Origin of the sequence: Bacillus sp. RC242, assembly GCF_044908245.1 — a bacterium.
GTDB lineage: Bacteria > Bacillota > Bacilli > Bacillales > Bacillaceae_G > Bacillus_A > Bacillus_A mycoides.
Window position 1 is genome coordinate 257,440 of the sequence record NZ_JBIYCZ010000006.1, and the last position, 14,077, is coordinate 271,516.

General features: G+C 34.4%; 14 protein-coding genes and 1 tRNA gene. 11 read left to right on the forward strand and 4 right to left on the reverse strand.

Annotated elements, in window-relative coordinates; all coding sequences use genetic code 11:
- Positions 1–117: 117 nt before the first annotated feature.
- From ABH957_RS14300 to ABH957_RS14310, 3 genes are read left to right on the forward strand one after another with little or no spacing between them, the layout of a single operon-like run.
- Positions 118–276 (forward strand): SDR family oxidoreductase, encoded by a 159-nt coding sequence (locus tag ABH957_RS14300; protein WP_404457255.1) that lies wholly within the window; start codon positions 118–120, stop codon positions 274–276.
- Positions 277–308: 32 nt separating this feature from the next.
- Positions 309–1,208 carry an ABC transporter ATP-binding protein gene (locus ABH957_RS14305; protein ID WP_098635429.1) on the forward strand — a complete coding sequence of 300 codons (900 nt, stop codon included), beginning with the start codon at positions 309–311 and terminating at the stop codon, positions 1,206–1,208.
- Positions 1,201–2,442: an ABC transporter permease gene (locus ABH957_RS14310; RefSeq protein WP_002135049.1), complete on the forward strand. Its 1,242-nt coding sequence runs from the start codon at positions 1,201–1,203 to the stop codon at positions 2,440–2,442. Before ABH957_RS14305 ends, ABH957_RS14310 begins: the two co-directional genes overlap by 8 nt.
- A 655-nt stretch (positions 2,443–3,097) precedes the next feature.
- Here the strand turns inward: ABH957_RS14310 and ABH957_RS14315 are convergent.
- Positions 3,098–3,170 (reverse strand) — tRNA-Val (locus ABH957_RS14315).
- Between the two features lie 190 nt (positions 3,171–3,360).
- Positions 3,361–3,585: a hypothetical protein gene (locus tag ABH957_RS14320; protein ID WP_113937739.1), complete on the reverse strand. Its 225-nt coding sequence runs from the start codon at positions 3,583–3,585 to the stop codon at positions 3,361–3,363.
- 283 nt (positions 3,586–3,868) lie between these two features.
- On the opposite strand from ABH957_RS14320, the gene ABH957_RS14325 reads away from it, so the two are divergent.
- From ABH957_RS14325 to calY, 6 genes are all read left to right on the forward strand, one after another.
- Positions 3,869–4,096, forward strand: a complete 228-nt coding sequence (locus tag ABH957_RS14325) for a hypothetical protein (RefSeq protein WP_002064332.1) — start codon at positions 3,869–3,871, stop codon at positions 4,094–4,096.
- Positions 4,097–4,251: 155 nt separating this feature from the next.
- Positions 4,252–5,538 (forward strand): D-alanyl-D-alanine carboxypeptidase family protein, encoded by a 1,287-nt coding sequence (locus ABH957_RS14330; RefSeq protein WP_404457260.1) that lies wholly within the window; start codon positions 4,252–4,254, stop codon positions 5,536–5,538.
- A 197-nt stretch (positions 5,539–5,735) separates the two neighbouring features.
- Positions 5,736–6,305: a signal peptidase I SipW gene (gene sipW / locus ABH957_RS14335; protein WP_113937741.1), complete on the forward strand. Its 570-nt coding sequence runs from the start codon at positions 5,736–5,738 to the stop codon at positions 6,303–6,305.
- A 61-nt stretch (positions 6,306–6,366) separates the two neighbouring features.
- The gene (locus ABH957_RS14340; RefSeq protein ID WP_002064335.1) at positions 6,367–6,954 is read left to right on the forward strand and encodes a CalY family protein; all 588 of its coding nucleotides are present in this window, start codon (positions 6,367–6,369) and stop codon (positions 6,952–6,954) included.
- Between the two features lie 162 nt (positions 6,955–7,116).
- A complete protein-coding gene (locus tag ABH957_RS14345; RefSeq protein WP_404511486.1) occupies positions 7,117–7,995 on the forward strand; it encodes a DUF4047 domain-containing protein in 879 nt (292 codons plus the stop codon).
- 422 nt (positions 7,996–8,417) lie between these two features.
- Complete coding sequence (gene calY / locus ABH957_RS14350) at positions 8,418–9,011, forward strand: biofilm matrix protein CalY (protein WP_002135058.1); 594 nt, start codon at positions 8,418–8,420, stop codon at positions 9,009–9,011.
- An 82-nt stretch (positions 9,012–9,093) separates the two neighbouring features.
- Here the strand turns inward: calY and ABH957_RS14355 are convergent, their stop codons facing one another.
- Positions 9,094–9,417: a helix-turn-helix domain-containing protein gene (locus ABH957_RS14355; RefSeq protein ID WP_002011473.1), complete on the reverse strand. Its 324-nt coding sequence runs from the start codon at positions 9,415–9,417 to the stop codon at positions 9,094–9,096.
- A gap of 79 nt (positions 9,418–9,496) precedes the next feature.
- Positions 9,497–9,631, reverse strand: coding sequence for an anti-repressor SinI family protein (locus tag ABH957_RS14360; RefSeq protein WP_002011474.1), 135 nt, complete (start codon positions 9,629–9,631; stop codon positions 9,497–9,499).
- 342 nt (positions 9,632–9,973) lie between these two features.
- Between ABH957_RS14360 and inhA1 the strand changes: the two genes are divergently transcribed.
- Both inhA1 and ABH957_RS14370 read left to right on the forward strand, forming a co-directional pair.
- On the forward strand, positions 9,974–12,361 hold the full coding sequence (gene inhA1, locus ABH957_RS14365) for a M6 family metalloprotease immune inhibitor InhA1 (RefSeq protein WP_113937744.1): 2,388 nt from the start codon (positions 9,974–9,976) through the stop codon (positions 12,359–12,361).
- A 170-nt stretch (positions 12,362–12,531) separates the two neighbouring features.
- A complete protein-coding gene (locus ABH957_RS14370; protein ID WP_088038168.1) occupies positions 12,532–13,899 on the forward strand; it encodes an aldehyde dehydrogenase in 1,368 nt (455 codons plus the stop codon).
- Positions 13,900–14,077 lie beyond the last annotated feature (178 nt).

Sequence of the window (14,077 nt, forward strand, 5' to 3'; positions counted from 1 at the left end):
GAAAATTTTTTCAAAGAAATACCTTATAAAAATATTAAAATATGCAAAATTGCATATTGGTTATTCTAAATCTTATGCTAACCTTATAATGAAAAATATAACATTTGTTGGTAATGAATGATTTTTGAAGGAAATAAGTTGTCGAAAAAAATACCATATAGGGAAATTATTAGAAGTTCAGATGTTACAAACGTCATCTTATTTTCAATGTCTGATAAAAGCGATGCCATTAGAGGTCAAAATATTGTTGTTGACTATGGATATACAATTGTATAAATAAATCATCTTGGGAATTAAGGGTGTGGATAATGAGTTTACTAATTAAAGATTTAATAAAGAAATTTGACGAACATGTTGCAGTGAATAATTTGAATATCGAGATACCAAAAGGTGAAATATTTGGATTCTTGGGCGGGAATGGAGCAGGTAAAACGACTACATTTCGAATGATACTTGGACTTTTATCGAAATCAAGCGGAACCATTTCATGGAATGGTAAACCTATAAATTATGATGTTACGGATAAGATTGGGTATTTACCAGAAGAACGTGGGCTTTATGCGAAAATGACTGTCAAAGAACAGGTTAACTTTTTTGCAAAATTAAAGAACATGAAAAGTAAAGATGCAGAAAAAGAACTTCACTATTGGCTGGAGCGTTTTAATATAACTGAGTATCTGAACAAAAAGGTAGGAGAACTTTCAAAAGGGAATCAGCAAAAAATTCAGCTGATAACAGCGATTATACATAAGCCTGAACTCTTAATTTTAGATGAACCATTTAGTGGTTTAGATCCAGTAAATGTTGAAATGTTAAAAGAAGCTGTTCTTGATATGCAAAAACAAGGGGCGTCGATTCTTTTTAGTTCACATCGTATGGAACATGTGGAAGAATTATGCCAACACATTTGTATCATGCACAAAGGAGTACCTGTTGTTCAAGGAGACATTGCCAAAATTAAAAGTGACTTTGGTAAAAAGAATGTTGTAATCGTTGGCGATCATGACTTTGACCATTTGAAAGAAATAAAAGGTGTAGAAAGTATGAAGAAACGTAAGAATGCAGTTACTCTTAAAATCTCATATGAAGAAGTTTCGCATGTTTTATTTAAAGAGATAACGAAATTAGGGTATGTTAAAAAGTTCGCAGTAGAAGAGCCTACACTAAATGACATCTTTATTGAGAAAGTAGGTACACAGCATGAATAGTTTCTGGACGATTTTTTTACAAAACTATAAATCTAAGGTAAAAGCTAAATCATATATTGCTATTACAATCATAATTTCTATGTTAATTATAGGATTGATGAATTTTGACAAAATTTATAACTATTTTGTAGGTAACGAGGAAGAGCAAGTTGTCATTGTTACAGAAAAAGAAGAATTATATACAACTATTCATCAAGTGTTTAAAAATGTAGATAGTAAATTGCATGTTAAACGTAGTACGGATAAACCAAAAGCAGAATCAGGTGTTAAAAATGGTGATTATACATATGCAATCGTTGTAGAGGAATTGGATAATAAACAACTAAAGGCTACGTATATAACTGAGACAGATACAAATCAGCAAGATGTTAGCAAGGTTCAAACTATTTTATCTCAAATACAATCTTCTAATTTCGCTCAGCAATTGAATCTATCGCAAGATGAATTAAAGGTGTTAACAACGCCAGTAGAAATACAAACCAAAACTGTTTCAGATAAGGTTAAAGATGGAGAACATACAGAGGGTGTAGGAATTTTAATTAATACCTTTATCATGCTAAATTATGTAATGATATTAATGTATGCTGCACAATTAGCTACAGATGTTGCAACAGAAAAATCTTCTCGTGTAATGGAGTTAGTTGTTTCAAGTATTTCGCCTACAAAACATTTATATGCGAAGCTCTTCTCAACATTGTTGGCAGGTATTACACAAATAATAATTTGGGGCTTGGTCGCAACTGTAGGGTATAAAACAGCAATTAATGAATCGAAAAATGATATTTTAAATAGTATTGATTTAAATTCTGTTGCTCCTACTCTAGTAGTGTATGGGATTCTATTCTTCACATTAGGATTCTTATTATATGGCTCATTATCTTGTCTACTCGGCTCTATTATTAGTCGTATAGAGGAATCTTCTCAAGCTGTTATGCCACTGATGTTTATGTTAATTGCTGCTTTGTATATCGCGCTTTATGGAATGTCAAATCCAAGCAGCACGGTTGTTACCATTACTAGCTATATACCTTTCTTTACTCCTATTGTTATGCTCGTACGAATTGGATTCCTCAATATCCCAGTATGGGAGATTGCGCTTACATTAGCGATTCTATTAGTAACAATATGTATGATGATTGGTTTAACGAGCCGTGTTTACCGCGGTGGTGTATTATTATATGGTAAAGGTGCATTCAGTAATATAAAAAAGGCAATCAAGTTAGGGAAGAAATAAGATTAGCCCATTCATTTTACAACAACAAAGAACTACATGGTTAATCTATGTAGTTCTTTGTTGTTGTAAAATGTATATAAATAAATATAAAAATTATTGTATTAGGCTATTTTTCAAAGAAAACTTTAAAAAGCTCCCAAGAAGAGAGTGAAGAATTGAGTTTTGGCGAACAACGCAGAGTGATGATTGATATAATTTATGTCTTTCTCAAGAATTGAGGAAAAGAAGTAGGGGAAAATGGTAGAAATATAATATTAGCGATTGATGAACCGGAAGTCTCACAGAATCTTACGCAATGTTTCAATCGAGATGAATATAAGTTGAAAGAAAAGGATATATTTACTTATTTTTTAATATATTTATAATATTACAAGTTTAGAATCGCACTTTGCTATATCACGGTGAACGATATTACAAATAGCAGTAAATCAAATAAAATAAAGCTAGCTTAGATTGAATTTTTTTGTCTAAAATATTGACTCAAATCTAATAAGAGATTTAAAATCATAAGTTTATTTTCATATGAAAAATTAATCGTTAACCAAAAGAGAGCTATTGATCAAATCTTGAACAGTATATAAAAAATTTATTATAAAAATAATATATTGATTTGCTACATAAAGAAAACCCCTTGACTATCAAGGGGTTTCTCATATGATCCCGACTGGCCTCGAACCAGCGACCTCCACCCTGTCAAGGTGGCGCTCTCCCTGCTGAGCTACGGGATCTTTAAAAATGCTTATCTAATAGCATCTTTAATAATTATGCTAAAGCAATTATATAAAATTAACTGAAATTTTACAATATTTTTGTGGTAATCTTTTAAAGGTAAAGTATTTGGAATCAGGCTAGTAGTGTATTAAGGAATATATAAGAAGAGCATTTAATTGAAAGTGGATTTTGAATAAACCGGTTATATTATGATTTCCGATACCAATCCAAAGGACCTTTATCGCTTAAATCAACAAGAAAAGGGAATAAGAAGTGTAAAGGTAAGCTTATAAGTTCTGGCATAGCGTTCAATGTTTTCTTTGATAGATATTGTCTTCCGAAACAATACGGACAATCTTTTTCAAATGTCACGAGTATTGACCATACATCTTTTATTTTCCACTTCGTTTTACAATACGTACAACGCGCCATGGAGTTCCTCCTCATTTTAAGGTATTTTCTAATATATTCGATTTCATTGTACTAAAGTCAAGTGTGTTTGGTGTGATATAATGTAAGTTGGTTTGTTTTTTTATATGGATGTATTCCGTAATTTATGACTAAATGAATGTAGTGTGAGGGTTATATAATAAGAGATTTTCATTTTTAATATGCAAATTGGCCAATATATCCTTTTTACAATTTTCAAGAAATCATGTATAAAAGAAGTACAAGATATTTATAAATATTCAGGAGTAGAGGGAGAATAATTGTAATGGTAAGAAAAACGTTCAAGATGCGTGTGTCTAGAAATAGAACGATTTCGATTGATGGTTCGATTCTTGATGTGGATGTGACGCATGATGAGTTTTTGCAAGAGTTCGTTGAGTGGGTCGATTCTAAAGGGTGGTCATTTATGGGGATGACGGATGAGATTACGGCCGAGGAAGCTGGACAAAAGTTAATAGATTCGTTGATTGATGAGAAGGATAAGAAAGAGTAATTCCTTCTTATTTTTTATTGTATATTTATGTTATTTATCGTAAAAATATGATATAGTAAAAAACAGTGAATATTCTTCCAATTTAATACAAATTACATATAGATTGGTAGAGTCATTTTATAGAGTGTGAAAGTAAAGTGAAAAGGGAGAGTCATATGGTTAATTTTAAGAAAATTTCGGCTTTTATTATGGTTATTTGTTTATTTTTTTTGACACCTATGACGTTATATGCTGAGACGAATGTTGGAGTGAATCCGGAGCAAGTGGCACCACCACCAGCGGAAGGGCCGAATGTTTTTAGTCAGTTTGCAGCTACGATTGATGCGAAAACAGGGGATGTGTTGTATGACAAAAATGCACATCATCGTGCGTTTCCGGCTAGTATAACGAAAGTGTTAACGGCAATTTTACTTATGGAGCATACGAAGCCAGAGGATCAATTTACATTTTCGCAATTAGCATTAGATCAGGAGAAGAGTAATTATCAAATTGAGTTTCAACCTGGTGAGACGGTGAATAGAAATACTGCGCTTATGATTTTAATGGTGCTAAGTGCGAATGATGTGTCGTATGAGATTGCGGAGCGTATTGGAGGAAGTGTTGAAAATTTCGCTAATATGATGAATGAAAAGGCGAAGCAATTAGGGGCTAAAGATAGCCATTTTGTAACGCCAAATGGATTGCATGATCCAAATCATTATACGACGCCATATGATATGGCCATGATTACGAGAGGTGTGCAAAAGTATCCTGAAATTTTACAAGCGATGAATACGAAAAGAACGACGGTTATGACATCTACGCAAACAGTTTCTATTTTTAATAAGTCTACTTATTTTGAAAATCCATATAGCATTGGTGGTAAGACAGGATTTACGAATGAAGCGCGCAATACGCTCGTTTTATTAAATGAGAAAGATGGAAATCGTATTATAAATGTAGTAATGGCTTCTCAAAGACCTGAAATCTATGAGGATTTAAAGCAGATGGCGGAATATTCTTTTGGGCAATTTACGAAACAAACGGTGCTAGATAAACATAGTTGGCATCAAAAGACAACATATTTAAATAAAGATGTTGATTCTGAGTTAGAAAAAAGTGCTGAGCTTATGCTTAAGAAAGATGAAGGGAAAAATGTGAAAACTATTTTTCGAGCCGCTTCATTAGATAAAGACTCTTTGTATCATAAGGGAATCCATCGTGGTGAGATAGTTGGTGCAGTTGATATTACGAAGAATAATCAAACAATTGCGACGATAAATGTTCTTTCAAAAGAAGATGTTACTTTTGCGATGCCTAAAAAAGATACAGTTGCACCTGAAGTAAAGGTATCGAATGTGAAAGTGATAAGTGTTGGGATCGGTGCGATTGTATTATTTGGAGCGATTTTATATGTAGTGCTGCGCCGAAATAACCAAGGGATGAAATCAGAAGAAAAATAAATTGCTAGTAGACCGTGATGAGATTTTGTCACGGTCTTTTTTGCATGCATTTCAAAAGTGATTTAACTAATAATTGTAAATTTTCACCTTGCATTTCTTATTTGTTCGTTATATTATTTGTTTATGTTCTTGTTAAAGAACAATTAGAGCGTTATTAATTTCAAAATGATATAAAACAACAGAGAGGGAGAGAGATGATGAAATTCGTTTGGAAGATTATTAGCAACGTTATCTCATTTGTTTTATTTGCATTGATGGTTTTTTTAGCTTTTGTAGTTATTTCGTCAAAAGCGAGTGGCGGGGATCCGACTGTTATGGGATATCAATTTAAGAGCGTTCTTTCAGGGTCGATGGAACCAACATTTTTAACAGGATCCATCATTGCGATAGAGCCTACGAAAGATGGATCTAAATATAAAAAAGGTGACGTTATTACGTTTAAAGAGAAAGATAACAAAATTATCACTCACCGTATTATCGGTGTGAAAGATACAAATGGAAAAGTAATGTATGAAACAAAAGGTGATAACAACAACGGACCAGATTTAGCACCAGTACTTGCAGAGAATGTAATCGGAAAATATGCAGATATTACAGTTCCATACCTTGGTTATGGACTGAATTATGCGAGTTCAAAAGCGGGAGCAGCATTACTTCTTATTATTCCAGGAGTCTTTTTACTTGGTTATTCCGCGATTTCTATTTTTGGCGCTATTCGTAGCATCGACGGAGAAAAGAAAGATAAAAAAGTAGAACAATCCGTATAGTTAGTTTGGTTATATCTTCCTATTAGGAAGTTAACAAATATATATTATGGGGGATTTGGACATGACTTTAAAGAAAAAATTAGGAATGGGTATCGCATCAGCAGTACTAGGAGCAGCATTAGTTGGTGGAGGAACATTTGCATTCTTTAGCGACAAAGAAGTGTCAAACAATACATTTGCGGCTGGTACACTTGATTTAGCGGCAAACCCATCGACAGTTGTTGATGTATCGAATTTAAAGCCTGGCGATACAATTAAAAGAGATTTTAAACTAGAAAATAAAGGCTCTTTAGACATTAAAAAAGTTTTACTAAAAACAGATTACAAAGTAAGCGATGCGAAGGGCGACAATAAAGATGATTTTGGTAAACATATTAAAGTAACATTCTTAAAGAATGTAGATAAGCATGAAACAATTGTAAAAGAAACAACGCTAGATAAATTGAAGGGTGACACACTTACAGCGGTAGACAATGATTTATCTGCTTGGTTCTGGGATGAAAAAGGTATTTCTGCAGGTAAGTCAGATAAATTTACAGTGAAATTCGAGTTTGTTGATAATAAAAAAGACCAAAATGAATTCCAAGGCGATAAACTAAATTTAACTTGGACGTTTGATGCACAACAAACAGATGGTACAGAAAGATAATATAATGTAAAAGGGGCTATCACCTTGATAGCCCCTTTTACATTTAAATAGCGTGGATTGGAATGTATTTTCTAGGATATGGCTATCATTTTGTACAGGTCTTTATTATAATGAAAGTAACGTTCTGTATAAAGAACACATTGTTCGATGGGAGAGATTAAGATGCTGAAAACACCTCGCAAATTAAAAAGGATGCTTATATTGCCGTGTATGTGCTCTATTACGTTTTATTTAGGCTCTCAAATGATGACGTATACAGAAGCTTCATTTATTCACGAAACGAAAGTAGAAACCACTCTTTCTACAGCGATTATATTTCCGAAAACAGTTGATACGTTAAAAGAGCAAGCTGAGCAACATAAACAGCTTATTGGACATGAGTATGGAGAAATGAAAGCGAAATTGAAAGTTACTTCTATTGAAGAAATAGAACAAGCAATTGTTGTATGGCAGCAAGGGCGTGAGAAAATTGCTTCTGAGAAGGAGTCTTTACAAAAAGTATATACTTTAATAGAAACGCCTTACAATCAAATACAAGAAGAATTGAAAGTGAATAAAAGTGAATCAATTCAGCAAGTATCCTTGTATGTGAACGAAGGTTTTCATAGCATTAAAGAGAAGCGTGATTATGTTGATAAAGAGGCTAGTTTGCAAGCCATTGATGAACAAATTCAGGCGTTACAACAACTATTAAAAGATGAAACAGTAAAGAAGCAGAATGAAACAGAAGCACAGAAGAAGCTAGAAGAGCAGAAAAAAGTAGAAGAACAGAAGAAGCTAGAAGAGCAGAAAAAAGTAGAAGAACAGAAGAAGCTAGAAGAACAAAAGAAAACAGAAGAGCAGAAGAAAGTAGAAGAACAGAAGAAAGCAGAAGAACAGAAGAAAGCAGAAGAACAGAAGAAAGTAGAAGAACAAAAGAAAGCAGAAGAACAGAAGAAAGCAGAAGAACAAAAGAAAGTAGAAGAACAGAAGAAAGCAGAAGAACAAAAGAAAGTAGAAGAACAGAAGAAAGCAGAAGAACAAAAAAAGCTAGAAGAGTAGAAAAAATATAAATAGAAAAACAGTCTGATCAAATGGATCATGAAACGGCTGGAAAATAATAATGTGGTGCAAGAGAATGCGAATACATTAGCTGTAAATAGTTATAAAAAATATTAATGTTTATATGAGTGTGAGGGAACGCCAGCCCTCACCTCTTTGTTTTACTTTCTTTTTCTTATAGTATTAAAAATGAATAATTGTTAAATTATTAAAGTATCTCTTTTTGATTTCTGAAAAGTCAAAATAATATTGAGAAATAAAAATAATCAAAAATATATTGTACTTATATAGATTTGTTCGTTATAATGAACTTAAGGTTTTTAAAAAAGAACAAATATTAGCTAAGCTAATATAGTTTTAGTTACACCTCTTATTTTGAAATAAGAGATAAAAATACAAAAAACAGCTAGGGGGAATTGATTGTGAGTCTGAAAAAGAAATTAGGTATGGGAGTTGCATCAGCAGCATTGGGGTTATCTTTAATTGGTGGAGGAACATTCGCTTACTTTAGCGATAAAGAAGTATCGAACAATACATTTGCAGCTGGGACGTTAGATCTTACATTAAACCCTAAAACGCTTGTAGATATTAAAGATTTAAAACCAGGGGATTCTGTTAAGAAAGAGTTCTTATTAAAGAACGACGGTACGTTAGCGATTAAAGACGTTAAATTAGCGACAAAGTATACTATTAAAGATGCAAAAGGTGATAATGCTGGTGAAGATTTTGGTAAGCACATTAAAGTGAAATTCCTTTGGAACTGGGATAAACAAAGTGAGCCTGTATATGAAACAACTTTAGCAGATTTACAAAATGTGGATCCAGATGTTTTAGCTAAAGACATCTTTGCTCCAGAGTGGGCAGAGAATGGTGGTCTAGCACCAAATTCAGAAGACTATCTATGGGTACAATTTGTATTCGAAGATGATGGTAAAGATCAAAACAAATTCCAAGGCGATTCATTGAACTTAGAATGGACATTCAATGCTAACCAAACAGATGGCGAAGAAAAATAATAAATAAAAAAAGCGGGGGATTCCCCGCTTTTTTTTATAAAGAAAAAAAGAAGTGCCCGTTTTAAGCACTCTTTCATATGTATTATTGTTGATTTTTCTTCCATTGTGTAAATTCGAGAAATTCACGAAACTGTTCTTTTGAGACACCAGAGCTCATCGCATCTTTAACGAGCTGTGTCCATTCGGAGTCTAGATGACTTTCCGTTGTTGTTTCATCGTGAAGTAAAGTATCAACTGGAATTTGTAGAACAGCTGCAATTTTTTCAAGAAACTGAATAGAAGGGTTTTTTTGTAAATTCCGTTCTATAGAACTAATGTAAGATTTAGCGACACCAGCTTTTTCGGCGAGTTCTGTTAATGAAATGCCTTTTTGTAAACGAAGGCGTTTTATACGTTCTCCTATCATATTTGCGCACCTTTCTATCAATATGTAGTCGTCTTATGATGTGATTATTATAACATAAACTTCGTTAAAAAGAACGAGGCTATTGAGCCTGGCTCGTATGCTTCATACGTTGAAAAAAGTGTTCAATATCTTGCAGGGCAATGCCAGCATCTAGAGCTTCAAGTATTAAATCAATCCATTCTTGATCTAGTGAGTCAGCCTTATCTTTGTACAAATGTAATTCCTCCCTAATTAGTGGTCATAATTGCTGCTACAGAATATATGATAATGCAATCGGATTTTGTATTTTATATAGTGAATTATCAAATATTTTGTAGATGAAACAAAGATAAAATCCCCATTAAATTCCCTCTATGGCGATTATAAAGTTTCTGACAAATATTTTCAATATTTTCTGAAAACATTGTTGAATTGTGATATATTCGTATACTAACTATGAAATTTTTACAAATATATTAAAAAAATTACATAATATAACTAAATATTGAAAATATATTGAATTTTTAATAATATAGAGTATGTAATACATATTTTATATTAGGGGAGGCAATAAGGGATGAAAAAGAAACCATTTAAAGTGTTATCATCAATTGCTTTGACAGCTGTTCTAGGCTTGTCGTTTGGTGCTGGAAGCCAGTCTGTATATGCTGAAACGCCGGAGAACAAGACAGCTACAAGCCCAGTTGATGATCACTTAATCCCAGAAGAGAGATTAGCAAATGCGCTAAAAAAACGTGGGGTAATTGATTCATCTGCTTCAGGGACAGAAACAAAGAAAGCTGTCGAAAAGTATGTAGAGAAAAAGAAGGGTGAAAATCCTGGGAAAGAAGCGGCAAGTGGGGACCAACTTACGAAAGATGCATCTGACTTTTTAAAGAAAGTGAAAGATGCAAAGGCAGATACGAAAGAAAAATCAGAGCAGCCAGCAAACGGGACTACAGCAGGAACAGGTCCAGTTAGAGGAGGCTTAAATGGGAAAGTACCAACTTCACCTGCTAAGCAAAAAGAGTATAACGGTGAAGTTCGTAAAGATAAAGTACTTGTTTTACTTGTAGAGTACGCTGATTTCAAGCATAACAATATTGATAAAGAGCCTGGCTACATGTATTCTAACGATTTTAACAAAGAACATTATGAAAAAATGTTATTCGGTAATGAGCCATTCGCGTTAGAGGATGGAAGCAAAATCGAAACGTTTAAACAATATTACGAAGAGCAATCAGGTGGTAGTTACACAGTGGACGGAACAGTCACAAAATGGTTAACAGTTCCAGGTAAAGCTGCTGATTACGGTGCAGATGCTGGTACAGGTCATGATAATAAAGGACCAAAAGGACCACGTGATCTAGTAAAAGATGCATTAAAAGCGGCTGTAGATAGCGGACTTGATTTATCAGAGTTTGATCAATTTGACCAATATGATGTAAATGAAGATGGAAATAAAAATCAACCTGATGGTTTAATCGATCATTTAATGATTATTCATGCGGGCGTTGGACAAGAAGCAGGCGGTGGTAAATTAGGTGATGATGCGATTTGGTCACATCGTTGGACAGTTGGATCAAAGCCATTCCCGATTGAAGGAACAAAGTCGAAAGTTCCGTATTGGGAAGGAAAGATGGCTGCGTATGATTACACAATTGAACCAGAAGATGGTGCAGTTGGTGTATTCGCACATGAATATGGCCATGATTTAGGTCTTCCAGATGAGTATGATACACAGTATAGCGGTGATGGTGAACCGGTTGAAGCTTGGTCTATTATGAGTGGCGGAAGCTGGGCTGGTAAAATCGCAGGAACAACGCCAACGAGTTTATCACCACAAAATAAAGAGTTTTTCCAAAAAACAATCGGTGGTAACTGGGCGAATATCGTAGAAGTAGATTACGAGAAATTAAATAAAGGTATCGGTCTTGCAACATACTTAGACCAAAGTGTTACGAAGTCAGATCGTCCAGGTCTGATTCGTGTTAACTTACCAGATAAAGATGTAAAAGGAATTCAGCCTGCATTTGGTAAACAGTATTACTACAGCACAAAAGGTGATGACCTTCATACAACGATGGAAACGCCACTATTCGATTTAACGAAAGCAACGACTGCAAAATTCGATTATAAGTCATTGTATGAAATCGAAGCAGAGTACGATTTCCTTGAAGTACACGCTGTAACAGAAGATGGACAAAAAACGTTGATTGAAAGAATTGGTGAGAAAGCAAATAGTGGAAATGCAGCTACGACAAATGGAAAATGGGTTGATAAATCATATGATTTAAGTCAGTTCAAAGGTAAGAAAGTGAAATTAACATTTGAGTACATTACGGATGGTGGTTTAGCGTTAAACGGATTTGCTCTTGATAATGCGTCATTAACAGTAGATGGTAAAGTTGCATTCTCTGATGATGCAGAAGGTACACCACAATTCAAATTGGACGGTTTCGTTGCATCTAACGGAATGGATAAGAAAAAGCATAACTACTATGTAGAGTGGAGAAACTATGCGGGTTCAGATAACGCATTGAAATTTGCTCGCGGTCCAGTATATAACACTGGTATGGTTGTATGGTATGCGGATTCAGCTTACACAGATAACTGGGTTGGCATACATCCAGGACATGGTTTCCTTGGTGTAGTTGACTCTCATCCAGAAGCAATTGCAGGAACTTTAAATGGCAAACCAACATTTACAAGCAGTACGCGATTCCAAATTGCTGATGCGGCGTTCTCATTCGACAAAACGCCAGCTTGGAAAGTTGTATCTCCAACGCGTGGAACATTCGTATACGATGGATTACCAGGGGTACCGAAGTTCGATGACTCTAAAAAGTATATTAATGAGCAGATTCCAGATGCAGGACGTATTTTACCGAAGCTTGGTCTGAAGTTTGAAGTAGTAGGACAAGCTGATGATAATTCTGCAGGTGCTGTTCGTTTATACCGTTAATACAGTAAAACTACCGGGAGATTTTCTTTCGGTAGTTTTTTGTGAGCAATGAATTTTATATAAAGGGAAAAGTTATATATAATGTAACTTTAAGAATAGAAATTTGTTACATATGAAGTCTATATAAATAATGAAAGAATTGGATAAAAATAGTGGGAGAAGGTGAGTGAATGAGTATTTCCTCTATTGTAAATAAACAAAAGGAATATTTTTATAAAGGGCATACGAGAAGTGTAGAGACAAGAAAGAATAATTTGCAGAAGCTGTATGAAGGAATTCAGCGTTTTGAAGGTGAGATTTTTCAAGCGTTGAAATTAGATTTGAATAAATCAGTTCACGAATCATTTACAACAGAAATTGGATATGTACTAAAAGAGATTTCTTTTCAAATGAAGCATATTTCATCTTGGAGTAAATCAAAGCGTGTTCGCACAGCTCTTACTCATTTTGGATCGAAGGGGAAAGTGGTGCCAGAACCGTATGGTGTGACGCTTATTATCGCACCGTGGAACTATCCGTTTCAATTAGCAATTGCACCACTCGTAGGAGCATTGGCAGCTGGCAATACAGTCGTTTTAAAGCCATCAGAGTTAACGCCAAACGTATCAAAAGTGCTTACGAGAATGTTAGGTGAATTATTCCCAGAAGAGCTTGTATCGGTAGTAGAAGGCGGTGCTCAGGAAAGCACTGCACTTTTAAAGGAACCGTTTGACTATATTTTCTTTACAGGTAGTGTTGGTGTTGGAAAAGTTGTGATGGAAGCAGCGGCGAAAAAATTAACGCCTCTTACGTTAGAGCTTGGCGGGAAAAGCCCATGTATTGTACATAAAGATGCAAAGCTAGATGTAACCGCAAGACGTATCGTTTGGGGGAAGTTTTTGAATGCTGGGCAGACGTGTGTAGCGCCTGATTATATGTACGTTCATTCTTCAGTGAAAGAGCAGTTAATCGAGGCATTAAGACATGAAATCGCAGAGCAATATGGAAAAGATGCTTTGCAAAATGACAATTATGTACGAATTGTGAGTGAGCGTCATTTTGAACGCTTATGTACATTTTTGCAAGATGGTAAACCTGTGATTGGCGGGAATTATACGAAAGAAACATTACACATCGAGCCGACAGTGTTAACGAATGTTACATGGCAAAGTGCTGTTATGGAAGATGAAATTTTTGGGCCGATTTTACCAATTATAGAATATGACAAAATAGAAGAGGTAATTGAAACGATTCAGCACCATCCAAAGCCGTTAGCACTATATGTATTTTCTGAAGATAGAAAAGTGCAAGAGAAAGTGACGAGTAATATTTCATATGGCGGAGGATGTATAAATGATGTCGTATATCATCTTGCAACGCCATATTTACCTTTTGGGGGCGTTGGAAGTAGTGGATTAGGCAGCTATCATGGTGAACAAAGTTTTCGGACTTTTTCCCATTATAAAAGCATTTTGTCCCAATCTACAGCATTCGACATGAAAATTCGTTACTCTTCTACAAAAAGTGCTTTAAAATTCATACGAAAGTTGTTAAAATGATGATGGTGTTTATCAGTAGGCGTAGCCGTATGATAAAAACCCCTTCGCAACTGAAGGGGTTTTTCTGTTCGACATATGTATCATGCGAAAATGAATCAAACATACTACATAAAGAATAGAAGAGAACGCTGCTAAACAACCATTTTTGTTTGGATCGAAACAAAAAATAGTCTATAGA